Raw genomic sequence first — 16,577 nt, 5'->3', positions numbered from 1 at the left:
GCGGGAGTGCTAACTCAATAATTAGCACTCCCCCGGGGAGAGTGCAAGCAGCAGCTGCGCGGGAGTGCCCGGCACCGGCCTGCTGGCGGCCCGCTGCACGACGCAATACGCTACGGGCGATTAACTCCCGCTGCTGCCGGCTGTTTCGCTGCCGCTCATGATCGCCCTGTTGTCCGGCCCATAGCGGTAGAGAACGTAGTTTGCGGAGGTGATGTCACCGCTGGAGTCGAAGCTGATCCGCCCGGACTCCCCGTCGTAGTCGGGGCGTTTGCCGGCCCGGATGGCGTCGAGGCACTCCTGGTAGCTCTTGCAGACCGTGGTGTCGCCGTCGGGCACGGCGCCCCCGGTGGTCGGGACGTTGCCGCCCGAGACGGCAATCAGGCTGGCAGCAATCGAGGTTCCGGCGTCATCCTGGGCAGCGGCGGCCGCGATGGCGGCGAGGTTGACGGCGTCGTAGGTCTCTGCGGCAAAGGTCATGTCCTTCAGCCCTGGATCCACGGAGACCAGCTCGCCCTGGAAGTGTGCGGAGGCGAAGGTCCCCGGAAGGATCCCGCGCGCTCCGTCGAGGGCCCTGGAACCAAGGCCTGAACCGTACTGGTTGACCGCGCCGTCGCTGAGGATGAGCTTTTTTCCGGACAGGCCGGCGTTGTTCAGTTCGGCGATGGCGCCCTGGGCGCCGGTGCGGGAGACCAGCACGACGGCGTCCGGTGCCGCTGCCTTGGCGGCGGCGGCAGCCTGCTGCGCCTGGCCGGGGGTGAAGCCTGCGACGGCGACGGGCCCGAGGCCGGCATCCTTGGCCGCGGCGGCGACTGCGTTGGACACATCCTTGCCGTAGGCGCCTTCCTCGTACACGACGGCAATGGTTGCCGCGCCGCTGTCCCTGGCGAGCTTGACGAGAACGGGGGCCTGCGCGATGTCGGCTGCGGAGGTACGGAAGTAGTAGCCGTGGCTCTCATAGCTGCTGAGCCTGCTGGCGGTGTTGGCGGGGGAAATCATCGCGATCCTGGCGTTGGACAGCACGTCGATGGCGGCGGGCGCCCGGCTGGAGTCCGTCGGGCCGATGACAACGTCGGCTTTGGCCGCCACCAGGGCTTTTGCCTGCGCTGCCGCGTCCGCGCTGATGGTCTCGGGGAGCAACTCCACCGGTTTGCCCTTGTGGCCGCCCGCAGCGTTGATTTCCTTGACGGCGAGCTTCGCGGCGGCCAGCTGGGGGGCATTGAGGAAGTTCTGCGGGCCGGTGTTGTCGAGGACCAGGCCGATTCTCAGGGTGCCGTCGCCGCTGGCATCGGCCTGCTGCACGCGGGCGCCGCCTGTTGGTCCCAGGCACGCGGTCGTGGTCAGTGCCGCAACCGCCGCGACGGCCACGGCGCGCGCCGGCCGCAGCGTCCCGGACCGGCGTCGGGCCGTGGTGCCGGCGTCTTGGGCAGCGTCCGTTCCGGCCGGACCCTGCGACGCGTGTGCGAGGGCGAAGATCACGGGGCGGGCCGGACGCTTTCGGCCTGCGGGCCCTTCTCGCCCTCGCCGACTTCGAGTTCCACACGCTGCCCCTCGTCCAGGGCACGGTGGCCCTCCCCGGCGATCGCCGACCAGTGCACAAACACGTCGACCCCGGAGCCGTCCACGGTAATGAAGCCGTAGCCCTTTTCGGCGTTGAACCATTTGACGGTTCCCAATGCCATGGTGTTCACACTTTCAGTTGACTGGCGGGCGGCCCACCCCAATGTGCGCCGCGGAATGCGACACGCAGAATGCAAACGCAGCATGCAGACAGGGATGCAAGACGCAGAACACAAACGCAGTCCGCAAATACTCTACCCACAGCCTCCGTGCGGAGCGCGGGGCGCGGGCGGGTCGGGCGGGTCGGGCGGCTAACGGTTATTCAGGCGTAACCGGCGCGGGCTACCGGAAGCCCGGCGCCAGCACCACAACGAGCGGCAGCTGGAATTCGGCCGAGTCAACCGCGGCCGGGATGCCAAGAAGTTTCCCGAGGGCCTCGGCGTTGCTCTTTTGCGTGGCGCCGCTGTAGAAGATGACGGAGCGCTGCTGGGGCACACCGCCCCAGTTTCCGAGCGTGCCGACTGTCCAGCCGGCGGTGGTGATGGTTCCGCCCACGCGGTTGGCCAGGCCTGCGGTGGTGGTGGCGTTGTAAACCGCAACCGGCTGGCTCTTGTCAACAGTGGCAGCGGCGGCGGCAGCCGCGGGGGCTGCAGACGGGGTGGCGGAGGGTGTGGCAGTCGCGGAGGGCGTCGCGCTGGCCGCGGGGCTGGCGGATACCGGGCTGGAGGCTGTGGGGGCGGGGGACGCAGCGGCGCTGCTGCCGCCCTGCCCGGCCGTTACCGCCAGGGTGGTCCCGGGGGAGGAAAGTCCGAGGTTGGGAAGGATCAGGAACGCCACGAGGCCGACGGCCAGGGATGCGGCGCCGACGGCCAGGATGGGGCCCAGATGGCGGCGGCGGCGGGATTCGGCGACTGCGCGGTGAACACCCTGACGGGTGGAGGTCTCCGGGACCCGATCAAATTCATCCCGAGCGTATTTGGTCATGGTAAAAACGACGTCCTTGCTGATTTCTGATCCATTGCCCGCACCGGCTTCCGCGCAGGAATCCGTGCACCCGGTGGCACTTTACGCGTCCGAGCCCAGGCGGCGGGCGGTGCGCGCACGTTGGCGTGACGTACGTAGTCTACGCAATCTCTTCACCAACATGGGATCGTGGGCCAGCGCATCCTCGGTGTCAATGAGGGCATTGAGGATCTGGTAGTAGTGCGTGGCGGAGAGGTCGAAGAGCTCCCGGATGGCCTGTTCCTTGGCTCCGGCGTACTTCCACCACTGCCGCTCCAGCGCCAGCATCTGCTGCTCCCGGCTGCTCAGCGGCGACTCGGGGCGGGTCCCTGCGGACAGGGATTCCGCCGTCGACAGGTGCTCCTGCGCTTGTTCGGCCACGACACACTCCCTGGCTGGATCCGGTGAAAATTCTTCCCCTATGTTACGGGCGAATAACAGGGTTGTCATTTGCCGCCCTGCGAGAATAGGTCCTATGCCTGCCTCCGACGCGCTTGATTCCGATGCCCTCTTCGAGCTGGAGTCCCCGTCCCCGGATGCTGTCGGCTTCGCTGAGCTGGCACTCCTGCCGCTGGATGAGCTCGTTGCTCCCGACTGGGCCGGGGTGCTGGCACCAGTTGAACCGCAGCTGCGGGATGTCCTGGCTTTTCTGGGCGGGGAGGTCGCCGGGGGCCACGCGATCTTGCCGGCGCCCTCGAATGTGCTCCGGGCGTTCCGGCAGCCGCTCTCGGATGTCAGGGTCCTGATAGTGGGCCAGGACCCGTATCCGACGCCGGGCCATGCCGTCGGGCTGTCTTTTGCCGTGGACGGTGCCACGCGGCCCATTCCGCGCAGCCTCGCCAACATCTACCGGGAACTCGACGCCGATCTGGGCTTTGCGCCGCGGATCCACGGGGACCTCAGCCGTTGGGCGGACCAGGGGGTGCTGTTGCTGAACAGGGTCCTGAGCGTCCGGGCCGGGGAAGCCGGCTCGCACCGGAACAAGGGCTGGGAAGCCATCACGGCGGCGGCGATCACCGCCGTGGCGCACCGCGTGAGGGCAGACGGCACCCCCGCGCCGCTCGTGGCCATCCTGTGGGGCAAGGATGCCGGGACGGTCCGGCCGCTGCTGGGTTCCACGCCGGTGATCGCGAGCGCCCATCCGAGTCCGCTGTCGGCCGCGCGGGGATTCTTCGGCTCCCGGCCGTTCAGCCGCACCAATGCACTGCTCCGGGAGCAGGGGGACGGCACGGTGGAGTGGGAACTGCCGCCGCTTCCGTAGCCGGCTTCACGGTCAGTGTCCCGCCCAGGCTTGTTGGCTAGGCTTGGCTCCATGACTTCAGTCCCCGCTGCCACGTCGGCCACCCGGAAATCGCGCCCGCAGACCAACCTCACCGTCCTGCGCCGCGAGCAGCTCTCGCCGCACATGGTCCGGATCATTGCCGGCGGCCCGGGCTTCGCCGGCTACGTCAACAACGCCTTCGTGGACCGGTACGTCAAAATCGTGTTCCCACAACCCGGGATCAACTACCGGCAGCCGCTGGACCTGTGGGAGATCCGCGACTCAATGCCTCGGGATCAGTGGCCGCACACCCGGACCTACACCGTCCGCTGGGTCGACGAGGCGGCGGGCGAACTCGCCATCGACTTCGTGATCCACGGCGACGAGGGCCTCGCGGGACCGTGGGCCGCTTCCGCCCAGCCGGGAGATGCCCTGATCTTCACCGGACCGGGCGGCGGCTACAACCCGGATCCGGCCGCGGACTGGTACCTGTTCGCAGGCGACGAGTCCGCTCTGCCGGCCATCGGCGCCTCGATCGAGTCGCTGCCGGAGGACGCCCGCGGCCTGGCCTTCCTCGAGGTGGACGGCGACGCCGACATCCAGGCTATCGCCGCTCCGGCCGGTGTGGAGCTGCGCTGGCTCCTGCGTGGCGGCGTGCCGGCCGGCGCCAGCGAACTGCTGGTCACGGCGGTGCGCGACGCCACCTGGCCGCAGGGCCGCGTGCAGGTCTTTGCGCACGGCGAGCGAGGCTACATGAAGAGCCTGCGGGAAGTGCTGTATGCGCAGCGGGGTCTGGAGCGCTCCCAGGTCTCACTGTCCGGGTACTGGGCGAAAGGCCGCGTGGAGGACGACTTCCAGGCCGAGAAGAAGCTGCCCATCGGAAAGATTTAAGGTCCGTCAAACCGCCCCGGCGGCACCCCGGGTTTCCAACCGGAGCCAGCGGCACCGCTGCGGGGCATGCGCCTAGCGGCGCCGCGCCCGCCGTCGTTCGTTGCTGGCCTGGCCGCGGGTCAGCGGCCGGGCGAGCGTGTCACCGAGCACGATGCCGGCCGCGACGCCCATCACGATGGCCCCGGCATTGAGCATGCCCCCGGCACCCAGCAGGATCTCCGATTCCTCAATGGTCAAGACATACATGGACCGGAATATGGTGAGTCCGGGCAGCAGGATCAGCGCGGCTGGCACGGCCACCACCAGCTGCGGGGCGCCCATCCGGAGGGCCACGACCCGGCCCAGCAGGCCGATGACGACGGCGGCCACGGCGGGCGAAAAGCGCGGACCGATGCCGAGGGCCTCCCCCCCGATCAGGACCAGATACCCCACAACGCCGATGGCCGCGGTCGGCAGCAGCAGGTTCCAGCTGGTCTGCTCGGTGATGCCGATCATCAGCACCGCGATGGCGATCAGGATGACCACCACCCAGAAGTCATACGCCGGCGGGAATGTTTCGGTGACGTTGATGGGGTCCATACCCGTCATGTCCCCCACCACAAAGCCCACGGCGATGCCGGCGACGAGCGCGCCGAAGGTCAGCATCGTGGACAGGAACCGGCCGGCCGCCGTGACCGGAAAGCCGTTGATCGCGTCCTGGACCGAGGACACCAGGCGTCCGGTCGGCAGCAGCAGCAGGATCCCCCCGACCACCACGATGGCCGGGGCGATCTGGATTCCAATCAGGCTTCCGAAGCGCCACAGCAGCAGGGCGATGAAGGTGACCAGGAACGAACACGACGCGGTGATGAAGAAGTCCGGGGTGCGCCAGCGGCCCAGCTGCCGGGCCAGCAGGCTGACCAGGAGGTTGGACCCGAAGGCCACCGCGGAGGCGCCGGGTCCGCCGCCCAGAACTCCGACAAAGACGGCGGAGAAGACCCCGAACGCCACGGTGACCATCCAGCGCGGGAAGGGCTTGGCGCGCTGGGTGATCTCCTCCAGCCGGCGCACGGCTTCCTCGCGCCCCACCCCGCCGGCCACGATTTCAGTGACCAGCTGGTGCACCTGGGAGAGTCCGGCGTAGTTGTTGGTCCATGACCGCACGACGCGCAGCAGCGAGATCGGGGTCTGGTCCTTGGGTGCATAGTTGATGGCCACGGACTGGTTGGTGATGTCCACTTCGATGTGTTTGAGTCCCAGCGCGGCGGTGATGGCGATGATGCTGGTTTCCACTTCGAGGGCGCCGGCACCGTAGCGGAACATGGACTCGGCCAGATGCAGCGCGAAGTCGATGGTTTTGCGGGCAGAGGTGTCCACCCCGCCGACCTGGATCATCGGGTTGGCGTAGGGGCTGCCGGCGAGGCGGTCGACGATGCTCATCGGGGCGGTCGGCGGGTTCTCGCCCTGGACCAGCCGGCGCAGCATCCGCTTGGCGGCGGCGTTCTGGCGCACCTGCGTGGCCGACATCGGCTCGGTCTTGGGCAGTCCATCGGTTTGCGGCCTGCGTCGGCCGTCGGGTTCCTTGGTCATTCCGTCGTTCTCAGTTTCCCTGGTCGGCGTTTAGTAGAACTGCTGGCCGGTGCGGCGGGTGTACAGCTGGCGGGCAATGCGTTCCCCCGCGGCCATCCAGGCCTTGTACTTCAGTGGGCTGAGCACCTGGTCGTAGCAGCCGACAAAGTCGGTCACGGTCTTGCTGAAGCTGGTCTTGAACAGACCCAGGCCATGGAAGGGGTTGGACGTGTCCTTGAGCTGGTCGCCTGGCGGCGTGCCGCAGAAGTCGTATTCGGTGCAGCCGAGTTCCTTGAGCTGGTTGATGGCTGTCCACTGCACCAGGTGGGAGTCGCCGTACTGGGTGCGTTTCTGCAGGGAGCCGCCGTCCTTGTAGGTCCCCTTGCGGCCGTAGTTGATGACGAAGGCGCCCACCGAGGGCACGCCGTTTTCGTAGACGAACAGCAGGCGTCCCTGGTCGCGGTTGATGAAGTTGGTCCAGAACTGGCGGTAGTACTCGTATTCCCGGACCCGGACCTGGGACTTGGCTTCCACGGTGTTGGTCATCAACGCGTACATGGCGCGGAAGTTCTCTTCGGTGGGTTCCATGTTGCGGACCTCCACCCCTTCGCGGATGGCGCGGCGGACGGCGTTGCGGCCGCGGGAGTGCAGCTTGCGCAGCAGCTGGTTCTCGTCCGGGGAGATGTCCAGCAGGGCCGTCGAGTCGTTGGGCTGCAGGTTGTGGGTCTTGACCAGGCCGGCGCCTTCGATCACGCGCCGGGCCTCCTCGGAGCGCACGATGTCCGGCTCGATCTTGACGGCGAAGACACCCAGCCCGGCGCGCTTCACGAACTCGGCGTTGGCCGCGGCGATGCCGGGGATGTCCTCGGCGGCAGCGACATCCGGACCCTTGATCAGGTACCAGAGCTTGCCCAGGAGCGGGAAGGCCTTCTCCAGGACGAGGTTGTAGCTCGTGTAATCGGCCGTCTCGTACACGAGGTGAAGGGGCTTCCAGCCATAGTGCTGCTTGACCTCGGCGAAGGCTTCGGACTGCAGGAGGTTGCCGCCATTGGGGTTCGCGGTGACGTGGGTATCCCAGTTGGCGATCTCTTCGGCAGAGGCAAAACGGGCGGTGAATTCACGCAAGGGTGCGGCATCCAATCATTGCGGTAGGAGCGTTGGCGGCATGCGGACATGCAGGCTCAAGTCTATCTGCCCGGCCCCGTGCTCCCGCCCGGGACGGAGCCGCTACGCTGGAAGCATGCCCTCTGATCAGCAATCCTTAACCGCCGGATCCGGACGCCGGGGACGCCCGGCCGGGAGACGCGCGATGGGCCCCCAATTGCTGGGGCTGCTGTCCTTCCTTGCGGCCTCCGCTGTGGTTGCGGGGCTGGGCGGACTGGCCACCGCCAGCAACGTCAACGGCTGGTATGCCGACGCGGACAGGGCTCCCTGGTCGCCGCCGAACTGGGTGTTCGGGCCCGTCTGGACGGCCCTCTACGCCGCGATGGCGGTTGCCGCGTGGCTCATCTGGCGCCGGCGCGCCGAGCGGACCCGGCCCGCCCTCACCGCCTACGCCGTCCAGCTTGTGCTGAACCTGCTGTGGACGCCGGTCTTCTTCGGTTTGTACCCGGCGCTCGGCACACCGGCTTTGTGGATCGCTTTCGTTATCATCGTGGCGCTGGCGGTGGCCGTGGCGGTCACCGTGCTCTACTTCGGGCCGATCAGCCGCGCGGCCGGCCTGCTGCTGCTGCCGTACCTGACCTGGATTGTGTTCGCCTCGTCGCTGAACCTCTGGGCCGCACTGAACAACTGACTCAGCACTCGACGACGTTGACGGCGAGGCCGCCCATGGCGGTTTCCTTGTATTTGGAGCTCATGTCTTTGCCGGTTTCGCGCATGGTGACGATGACCTCGTCGAGGGACACCCGGTGGGTGCCGTCGCCCCAGAGGGCCATCTTGGCGGCGTTGATGGCCTTCGCCGCGGCGATGGCGTTGCGTTCGATGCAGGGGATCTGCACGAGTCCGCCGATCGGGTCGCAGGTCAGGCCGAGGTTGTGCTCCATCGCGATTTCCGCGGCGTTTTCGACCTGTTGGGGTGTCCCGCCCATGACTTCGGCCAGCCCGGCGGCGGCCATCGAGGAGGCCGAGCCGACTTCGCCCTGGCAGCCGACCTCGGCGCCGGAGATCGAGGCCTGTTCCTTGTAGAGCACCCCGATGGCCGCGGCGGTCAGCAGGAACTTGACCACGACGTCGTCGCGGTCGGCCTGGGTGGCTTTGTCCATGCCGGGGGCGAAGTGCAGGGCGTAGTAGAGCACGGCGGGGATGATCCCGGCGGCGCCGTTGGTGGGGGCGGTGACGACCCGGCCGCCGGAGGCGTTTTCCTCGTTCACGGCCAGGGCGATCAGGTTGACCCATTCCTGCCAGTACTTCGGGTCCCGGAAGTCGGGGTCCTGGTCCAGGGTTTCTTTCATGAGGCGCTCGTGCCAGTCCGGTGCCCGGCGGCGGACCTTCAGTCCGCCCGGCAGCAGGCCCTCGCGTTTGAGGCTGACCTCGACGCAGGCTTCCATCACAGAGTAGATGTGCAGGAGTCCTTCGCGGATCTGGGCCTCGGTCCGGGAGGCGCGCTCGTTGACAAACATGATCTCGCCGATCGAGAGGCCCTTGGACTGGCAACGGCCCAGCAGTTCCGCGGCGGTCCGGAACGGCAGGGGCAGTTCCTTCTTGGATTCGTCGAGTTCCTTCAGGGCCGCGTCCTCCTCGCCCTCGCGGACGATGAAGCCGCCGCCGACGGAGAAGAAGGTGGCGCTGTGCAGGACCTCGCCGTCGGCACCGGAGACGGTGAACGTCATGCCGTTGGTGTGCCGGGGCAGGATGGTCAGGGGGCGCAGGACCATGTCCTTCACGCCGTAGGGCAGCGGCACGCCGGTTCCCTCTCCGGCGAGCTGCAGGATGCCGGTCTCCGCGATCGTGGCGAGGCGTTCCTCCACTTCCTCCGGGAGGATCAGTTCGGGGTGGAAGCCTTCCAGGCCGAGCAGGATGGCGGTCATGGTGCCGTGGCCGTGTCCGGTGGCGGCGAGGGAGCCGTAGAGGTCCACGCGCAGCGCGGTCACCCGGTCCAGCACTCCGGAACTCTTGAGCTCACCGGCGAAGACCGCCGCGGCCCGCATCGGGCCAACGGTGTGCGAACTGGAGGGCCCTATTCCAATGGAAAAAAGGTCAAAGACTCCAACGGCCATTGTCGTTCCTAACTAGCTCAAACTGTGGCCCGGCAGATGGTCCTGCCGGAGGGCGGTGCGGCCGCCGGGTGGCGGCGGTTCCGCCGGATGCACGACGCCGGGCGGCAGCTTGTGGCAGCGGCCCGGCGTCGTGATCTGTACTGCGTCTACTACCTGTGATACGTCCCCTAGGCGAGGTTGGCAACCGAGGGGTAGAGCGGGTGGGCGGCGGCGAGGGCCTCCACCCGGGTGCGCAGACCGGACAGGTCCGTGCCGGCGTCGGCGATCAGGGCCTCCGCGATGATGTCGGCGACTTCGGCGAACGCCGCCTCGCCGAAGCCGCGGGTGGCCAGGGCGGGGGTGCCGATCCGCAGCCCGGAGGTGACCATCGGCGGGCGCGGGTCGAACGGCACGGCGTTGCGGTTGACCGTGATGTCGATTTCCGCGAGGCGGTCCTCGGCTTCCTGGCCATTGAGCTCGCAGTTGCGCAGATCCACCAGGACCAGGTGCACGTCGGTGCCCCCGGAGATCACGTTGATGCCCTTGGCGGTGACGTCCGGCTGGACCAGGCGCTCCGCGAGGATCCGGGCTCCGGCCAGCACGCGTTCCTGGCGTTCCTTGAACTCCGGCGACGCGGCGATCTTGAAGGCCACGGCCTTGCCGGCGATCACGTGCTCCAGCGGGCCGCCCTGCTGGCCGGGGAACACTGCCGAGTTGATCTTTTTGGCGATGGCGGCGTCGTTGGTCAGGATGATGCCGCCGCGCGGACCGGCGAGGGTCTTGTGCGTGGTGGAGGTGGTGACGTGGGCGTGCGGCACCGGGGAGGGGTGCAGCCCGGCGGCGACGAGTCCGGCGAAGTGCGCCATGTCCACCATCAGGTAGGCGCCCACGGCGTCCGCGATCCGGCGGAATTCGGCGAAGTCCAGCTGCCGGGCGTACGCGGACCAGCCGGCAACGATCAGCTGGGGTTTGTGTTCCCGGGCCAGGCGTTCGACCTCGACCATGTCGATCCGGTGGTCGTCCTCGCGGACCTGGTACGGAATCACGTTGTAGAGCCGGCCGGAGAAATTGATCTTCATCCCGTGGGTCAGGTGCCCGCCGTGGGCCAGGTTCAGGCCCATGATCGTGTCGCCCGGACGGATCAGGGCGTGCATCACGGAGGCGTTGGCCTGCGCACCGGAGTGCGGCTGGACGTTGGCGTATTCGGCGCCGAAGAGGGCCTTGACCCGGTCGATTGCGAGCTGTTCGATCACGTCAACGTGCTCGCAGCCGCCGTAGTAGCGCTTGCCCGGGTAGCCCTCGGCGTACTTGTTCGTCAGCACCGAGCCCTGCGCCTGCATCACGGCCCGGGCGGTGTGGTTCTCCGACGCGATCATCTCCAGGCCGTCGCGCTGCCGGGTCAGCTCGGCATCGATCCGCGCCGCGACCTCCGGATCCAGAGCGGACAGGTCCGCGTCCAGGGACGCCGAAACGACCTGCTGGAAGGTGGTGCTTGCCTCGGCTGCGCTCACAGTTCGCCGCCGTTCTTCGAGGCGTATTCCTCGGCCGAGAGCAGCGGGCCGTCGGACTCGGCTGCGACCTTGAAGAGCCAGCCGGCACCGTACGGGTCACTGTTGATCAGCGCGGGATCGTCCACGACTGCGGGGTTGATCTCGGTGACCTCGCCCGTGACGGGGGAATACAGGTCCGAGACGGACTTGGTCGACTCGACCTCGCCGCAGGTCTCCCCCGCGGTCACCGTGGCGCCGACCTCGGGCAGGTCCACGTACACGATGTCGCCCAGCGCATCCGTGGCGACAGCAGAGATGCCGATGGACACAACGTTCCCGGCCTCCCGTGCAATCCACTCGTGCTCGTCGGAGTACTGCAGTTCAGGGGCAACTCTTGCCATGGTTTTTTTCCTTTACGTTTGAAAAGTCGGGGGCCACCTCAATGGTGGCAGGGGCCAGCGGGCCCCGGTGCCGGGGCCCGCTGGGGTACTCGTCGGGCTACTTCTCGCGCTTGTAGAACGGCAGCGCGACCACTTCGAAGGGCTCGGCCTTGCCGCGGAGGTCGATGTCCAGGGTGGTGCCGGGTTCGGTGAACTCGATGTCGACGTAGGCCATCGCGACGGGGTAGCCGAGGGTGGGGCTGGGCTGGCCGGAGGTGACTTCCCCGACGGTGCTGCCGTCCTTCAGAACCGGGTAGTGGCCGCGGCCGGCCCGGCGTCCGAGGCCCTTGAGCCCGACGAGCTTACGGCCGGTGGTGGAGCCGGCGCCGGCTTCTTTCTTGGCGGCGAGGGCCGCCTTGCCGACGAAGTCCCCTTCCTTGGAAAGCGCCACGACCGGGCCCAGTCCGGCAGCGAACGGGTCGCCGTCGAGGGAGAGCTCGTTGCCGTAGAGCGGCATGCCGGCTTCCAGCCGGAGCGAGTCGCGGGACGCGAGGCCGGCGGGCGTCAGCTCGCCGTCTTCGGCGATCGCGACGAGCGCCTGCCAGAGGGCAACGGCGTCGTCGTTGGAGACGAAGATCTCGAACCCGTCCTCACCGGTGTACCCGGTGCGGGCCAGCAGCAGCTCCTTGCTGGTGCCGCCGAACATAAAGGGAACGTCAACGGCGGCGTAGTACTTCAGACCGGTGACGAGCTCGTGCTGCGCGGCCGGAACCAGGCGCAGCAGGATCTCCTGCGCTTTGGGGCCCTGCACGGCGATCAGCGAGGTGTCGGCCGAGGCGTCCTCGACGGTGACGTCGAAGCCCCCCTCTTTACCGGAGCCGGCGCGCTCGGCCAAGGCCGCGGCGACAACCTCGGCGTTGCCGGCGTTCGGAACCACGAGGAACTTGTCAGTGCCGTCGGCCCCTGCCGGATGCCGGTAGGTGATGAGGTCATCGATAATGCCGCCGTCCTCGTTGCAGATCAGCGAGTACTTGGCCTTGCCAATCGCCATCGCGGAGATCTTGCCGACCAGGGCGTAGTCCAGGAAGGCTGCGGCGTCGGGGCCGGTTACCCAGACTTCACCCATGTGGGAAAGGTCGTAGAGGCCCGCGGACTTGCGGACTGCGTGGTGCTCAGCCAGTTCGGAGCTGTATTTGAGCGGCATCTGCCAGCCGCCGAAGTCCGTGAAGGAGGCGCCGAGTGTCTTGTGCTCTTCGTGGAGGGCCGTATATTTTTCAGTCATTGTTGGCAGTCCTTAGTGGGCAGTCTCGTCGGTGTGGTCCTCGAAGGCTTCGAGAGGCGGGCAGGAGCAGATCAGGTTGCGGTCCCCGGCTGCGCCGTCAATCCGGCCAACCGGCGGGAAGTACTTGTCCTGCCTGAGGTGGTGGACCGGGAAGACGGCCTGCTCGCGGGAGTACTCCCGTGTCCAGCCGGTGCTGATGACGGCGGCAGCGGTGTGCGGAGAGTTGCGCAGCGGGCTGTTCTCGACGGTGAAGTCACCATGGGCGACCTGGTCCATTTCGGCGCGGATGGAGATCATCGCATCGATGAAGCGGTCAATCTCGCCAAGGTCTTCGGACTCGGTCGGCTCAACCATCAGGGTTCCGGCCACCGGGAACGCCAGGGTCGGGGCGTGGAAGCCGTAGTCGATCAGGCGCTTGGCCACGTCCTCCGCGGTGACACCGGTCTTGGCTGTCAGTTCGCGCAGGTCCAGGATGCATTCGTGCGCCACCAGTCCCCCTTCGCCGGTGTAGAGCACCGGGAAGAACTCGTTCAGGCGGGAGGCGATGTAGTTTGCCGCCAGCAGCGCGGACTTGGTGGCCTCGGTCAGTCCCTGGCCGCCCATGAGCTTCACGTACGCCCAGGAGATCGGCAGCACACCGGCAGAGCCGTAGCGCGACGCGGAGATGGGGGTGCCGCTTTCGCCGTTGGACGGAGCGGCGTTGTTGGCATCGCCCGGCATGAAGGGTGCCAGGTGGGCCTTGGCCGCGACCGGTCCCACGCCGGGTCCGCCGCCGCCGTGCGGGATGCAGAAGGTCTTGTGCAGGTTCAGGTGCGAGACGTCGCCGCCGAACTGGCCCGGCTGGGCCAGGCCGACGAGGGCGTTCAGGTTGGCGCCGTCGACGTAGACCTGGCCGCCGGCGGCGTGCACGGAATCGCAAACCTCGCGGACGTCGGCGTCATACACGCCGTGGGTGGACGGGTAGGTGATCATGATGGCGGACAGCGCGTCTTTGTGCAGCTCGATCTTGGCCCGCAGGTCCGCGTGGTCGATCGTGCCGTCCGCTGCGGTGGCCACAACAACGACCTTCATGCCGGCCAGCACAGCCGAGGCCGCGTTGGTGCCGTGCGCGGAAGCCGGAATCAGGCAGACGTTCCGCTGGGCGTCGCCGCGGGAGAGGTGGTAGCCGCGGATCGCCAGCAGCCCGGCGAGCTCGCCCTGGGATCCGGCGTTCGGCTGGATGGACACCTGGTCGTACCCGGTGATCTCGGTCAGCTGGGCTTCGAGGTCCTCGATCAGTTCACGCCAGCCGGCGGTCTGGGATTCGGGGGCGAAGGGGTGGATGGAGGCGAACTCCGGCCAGGAGATGGCCTCCATCTCGGCCGTGGCGTTGAGCTTCATCGTGCACGAGCCCAACGGGATCATGGTCCGGTCCAGGGCGAGGTCGCGGTCCGAAAGGCGGCGGATGTAACGCAGCAGCTGGGTCTCGGAGCGGTGGGTGTTGAACACCGGGTGCTGCAGGTAGTCGGACGTGCGTTCGACGGCGGCGTCCAGCGCGACGGCAGTGTCCGCGCCGGAGGCGGGCCCGGCCACCTTGGCGCCGAAAGCTGCGAGGACCTCGGCGACGATGGACGGCGTCGTGGCTTCATCGGTGGAGATGCCGACGGTGTCGGCGTCGATGGTGCGCAGGTTGATGCCCCTGGCCTCCGCGGCGGCGATGATCTGCGCTGCCCTGCCCGGCACCGAGACGGTGACGGTGTCGAAGAAGCTGGTGTGCAGCACGTCCAGATCCGCAGCCTTCAGCGAGGCGGCGATGGTCCTCGCGTGGCCGTGGACGGTCTCCGCGATGGCTTTCAGTCCGTCCGGGCCGTGGTAAACGGCGTAAAAGGAGGACACGATCGCCAGCAGGGCCTGCGCGGTGCAGATGTTGGACGTGGCCTTCTCGCGGCGGATGTGCTGCTCGCGGGTCTGCAGTGCCAGGCGGTAGGCCGGGACGCCGGCGTTGTCCTTGGAAACGCCGACCAGGCGGCCGGGCATGGACCGCTCGAGGCCCTTGGCAACGGCCATGTAGGCGGCGTGCGGGCCACCGAAGAACAGCGGCACACCCAGGCGCTGGGTGGAGCCGACGGCGATGTCGGCGCCCTGCTCGCCGGGAGGGGTGATCAGGGTCAGGGACAGCAGGTCCGCGGCCACGGTGACCAGCGCGCCGCGTTCCTTGGCGTCGGCGATCACGGCGGACTGGTCCCACACGCGGCCGGAAACACCCGGCTGCTGCAGCACGACGCCGTTGATGACGCCGTCGGGCAGCCCCTTGGAGAGATCGGCGACCTCAACCTCGAACCCGAGGGCCTCGGCGCGGCCCCTGACGATCGCGATGGTCTGCGGGAGGCAGTCGGCGTCGAGGACGGTCTTGCCGTCGTGGGCAGTCTTGTTCTTGTTGGCCCGGCGCATCATCAGCACGGCCTCGGCGACGGCGGTGGCTTCGTCCAGCAGCGAGGCGTTGGCAATCGGCAGGCCGACGAGATCCTGGACCATGGTCTGGAAGTTCAGCAGCGCTTCAAGCCGGCCCTGCGAGATTTCCGGCTGGTACGGCGTGTACGCGGTGTACCAGGCCGGGGCCTCGAGGATGTTGCGGCGGATGACGGCCGGGGTGAGGGTGTCGTAGTAGCCCTGCCCGATCATCTGGACCGCGGTCTTGTTTTTGGAGGCCAGCGCGCGAAGCTCGGAGAGAACCTCCACTTCGCTGAGGGCTTCGGTGAGCTTCAGCGGGGAATCCTGCCGGATGTCTTTCGGGACGGCCGTGTCTACGAGCGCATCGACGGTGTCGTAGCCGACAGCCTTCAGCATGGCGTCGACGTCGGCCTGGCGACGGGCGCCGATGTGCCGGTCAACGAAGGACGTGGAGGCTGAGGTAACAGTCACAAGGAACTCCATAACTAAGGCGGCGCAGGGTACGCCGCATTGATTCGGGTTCCTCCCCACTCTGTATTGGACCTGAGAGTTTCCGCAGCGCCTCGCTCTCGCAGGGCCCCGCTTGCACCGTCGGTGAGCACAGCATGTCCGGGGACAGCCTGCTACTTTCCAGAGTTGCCTTGCCGCGGCGGTACGTGGGCCTGAGAGATTCCTGGGGAGGATTTGCTCCTACGGCGCCTGCTTGTACCTACTTGCAGAACTCTCCCGCCGCAGATCAAAGGCATATTAAGTTGCCGTGACAACAGTCACAGCATCCATTGTCCTATGTCCGGCCTGCGTCCGCAAACTAGTGACCCCGCCGTGTCGACGCGGCGAGATCGCCGGAGAGCGGCGTGGTCGCCGTAAGGTGCCCCGCGGTTTCGCGACCCTCCGGCGTTTTCGGCATGGGGGGCATGCGGGGCATCCGGGACGCATCAGCCGCGGAGCCGCCCGAGTGCGGTGAGCAGGCTTTCGACGTCGGGGCCGACCTCCGGGAGGGGGCCGCCGGGGCCGCGTGCCAGCATGGCGTTGAAGTACAGCCCATCCCCCATGTAGAGGACGGGCTTGGCCATGGCGGGCCCGACGTCGGCCGCCAGCAGTTCCAGCCAGCTCGCCTGCGCGGCGGCCATTCGCCGCAGAGTTTCCTGGTGGGCCACTTCGGCCAGCCGGGTGGCGGCGACGAAGGCGCGGTCCAGCGGGGTGTCCGCCCAGACCGAGGACTTGATGAAGTACGCGGCCGCGCCTTCCGGCGCGGCGGCCATGGCCGCGACGTCCTCGGCGAGCAGCCGGTCCAGCCGTTCCAGCAGCACGGAAATCATCGCTTCCTTGTTCGGGAAGTGGTACAGCAGCCCGCCCTTGGAAACCCCGGCCAGCCTCGCCACCGCGTCCAGGGTCGCGGCACGCTCGCCTTCTTCGATCAGCAGGGATTCGAACGCGTCAAGGACGGCTTCGCGGGCGACGGGTTTTCTGGCCATGGTTCCTATCATGCCTTCCATGCGGGGCGGTTCTTAACGGGCGGCTTCTTAACTGTACCGTCCA

General features: G+C 67.8%; 15 protein-coding genes and 2 riboswitches. Of the genes, 3 read left to right on the top strand and 12 right to left on the bottom strand.

Features of this window, described 5'->3' with window-relative positions; all coding sequences use genetic code 11:
- Positions 1-120 precede the first annotated feature (120 nt).
- The 4 genes from ASPU41_RS09400 to ASPU41_RS09385 form a co-directional block, all read right to left on the bottom strand.
- Entirely contained in the window at positions 121-1,383 is a 1,263-nt protein-coding gene (locus tag ASPU41_RS09400) for an ABC transporter substrate-binding protein (RefSeq protein ID WP_069952597.1), read from the bottom strand.
- Between the two features lie 89 nt (positions 1,384-1,472).
- Entirely contained in the window at positions 1,473-1,679 is a 207-nt protein-coding gene (locus ASPU41_RS09395; RefSeq protein ID WP_069952596.1) for a cold-shock protein, read from the bottom strand.
- Positions 1,680-1,899: 220 nt separating this feature from the next.
- On the bottom strand, positions 1,900-2,541 hold the full coding sequence (locus tag ASPU41_RS09390; protein ID WP_069950694.1) for a LytR C-terminal domain-containing protein: 642 nt from the start codon (positions 2,539-2,541) through the stop codon (positions 1,900-1,902).
- Positions 2,542-2,622: 81 nt separating this feature from the next.
- Positions 2,623-2,940, bottom strand: a complete 318-nt coding sequence (locus ASPU41_RS09385) for a DUF3263 domain-containing protein (protein ID WP_069950693.1) — start codon at positions 2,938-2,940, stop codon at positions 2,623-2,625.
- A gap of 94 nt (positions 2,941-3,034) precedes the next feature.
- On the opposite strand from ASPU41_RS09385, the gene ASPU41_RS09380 reads away from it, so the two are divergent.
- Positions 3,035-3,820 (top strand): uracil-DNA glycosylase, encoded by a 786-nt coding sequence (locus ASPU41_RS09380; protein ID WP_069950692.1) that lies wholly within the window; start codon positions 3,035-3,037, stop codon positions 3,818-3,820.
- A gap of 51 nt (positions 3,821-3,871) precedes the next feature.
- Positions 3,872-4,711 carry a siderophore-interacting protein gene (locus tag ASPU41_RS09375; protein ID WP_069950691.1) on the top strand — a complete coding sequence of 280 codons (840 nt, stop codon included), beginning with the start codon at positions 3,872-3,874 and terminating at the stop codon, positions 4,709-4,711.
- Between the two features lie 72 nt (positions 4,712-4,783).
- Here ASPU41_RS09375 and ASPU41_RS09370 read toward each other — a convergent pair whose 3' ends face one another.
- On the bottom strand, positions 4,784-6,280 hold the full coding sequence (locus tag ASPU41_RS09370) for a threonine/serine ThrE exporter family protein (RefSeq protein ID WP_069950690.1): 1,497 nt from the start codon (positions 6,278-6,280) through the stop codon (positions 4,784-4,786).
- A 30-nt stretch (positions 6,281-6,310) separates the two neighbouring features.
- Entirely contained in the window at positions 6,311-7,384 is a 1,074-nt protein-coding gene (locus tag ASPU41_RS09365; RefSeq protein ID WP_069950689.1) for a lipid II:glycine glycyltransferase FemX, read from the bottom strand.
- A 184-nt stretch (positions 7,385-7,568) separates the two neighbouring features.
- Here ASPU41_RS09365 and ASPU41_RS09360 point away from each other — a divergent pair, with 184 nt between their 5' ends.
- A complete protein-coding gene (locus tag ASPU41_RS09360) occupies positions 7,569-8,054 on the top strand; it encodes a TspO/MBR family protein (RefSeq protein WP_231941226.1) in 486 nt (161 codons plus the stop codon).
- Position 8,055: 1 nt separating this feature from the next.
- On the opposite strand, the gene ASPU41_RS09355 is transcribed toward ASPU41_RS09360, so the two are convergent.
- From ASPU41_RS09355 to ASPU41_RS09330, 6 genes are all read right to left on the bottom strand, one after another.
- The gene (locus ASPU41_RS09355) at positions 8,056-9,477 is read right to left on the bottom strand and encodes an L-serine ammonia-lyase (protein ID WP_069950687.1); all 1,422 of its coding nucleotides are present in this window, start codon (positions 9,475-9,477) and stop codon (positions 8,056-8,058) included.
- A gap of 167 nt (positions 9,478-9,644) precedes the next feature.
- A complete protein-coding gene (gene glyA, locus ASPU41_RS09350; RefSeq protein ID WP_069950686.1) occupies positions 9,645-10,967 on the bottom strand; it encodes a serine hydroxymethyltransferase in 1,323 nt (440 codons plus the stop codon).
- The gene (gene gcvH, locus ASPU41_RS09345) at positions 10,964-11,347 is read right to left on the bottom strand and encodes a glycine cleavage system protein GcvH (protein WP_069950685.1); all 384 of its coding nucleotides are present in this window, start codon (positions 11,345-11,347) and stop codon (positions 10,964-10,966) included. The genes glyA and gcvH overlap by 4 nt, the downstream gene beginning before the upstream one ends.
- A gap of 97 nt (positions 11,348-11,444) precedes the next feature.
- Positions 11,445-12,608 (bottom strand): glycine cleavage system aminomethyltransferase GcvT, encoded by a 1,164-nt coding sequence (gcvT, locus tag ASPU41_RS09340; RefSeq protein ID WP_069950684.1) that lies wholly within the window; start codon positions 12,606-12,608, stop codon positions 11,445-11,447.
- A gap of 12 nt (positions 12,609-12,620) precedes the next feature.
- Positions 12,621-15,521, bottom strand: coding sequence for an aminomethyl-transferring glycine dehydrogenase (gcvP, locus tag ASPU41_RS09335; protein ID WP_442856242.1), 2,901 nt, complete (start codon positions 15,519-15,521; stop codon positions 12,621-12,623).
- A gap of 39 nt (positions 15,522-15,560) precedes the next feature.
- A riboswitch (glycine riboswitch) is annotated at positions 15,561-15,677 on the bottom strand.
- A 1-nt stretch (position 15,678) separates the two neighbouring features.
- A riboswitch (glycine riboswitch) is annotated at positions 15,679-15,777 on the bottom strand.
- 196 nt (positions 15,778-15,973) lie between these two features.
- Positions 15,974-16,513 (bottom strand): TetR/AcrR family transcriptional regulator, encoded by a 540-nt coding sequence (locus ASPU41_RS09330; RefSeq protein WP_069952594.1) that lies wholly within the window; start codon positions 16,511-16,513, stop codon positions 15,974-15,976.
- Between the last annotated feature and the right edge of the window lie 64 nt (positions 16,514-16,577).

It is taken from the genome of Arthrobacter sp. U41, from assembly GCF_001750145.1.
Classification (GTDB): Bacteria; Actinomycetota; Actinomycetes; order Actinomycetales; family Micrococcaceae; genus Arthrobacter.
This window is presented reverse-complemented; position numbering and strand designations above follow the sequence as displayed.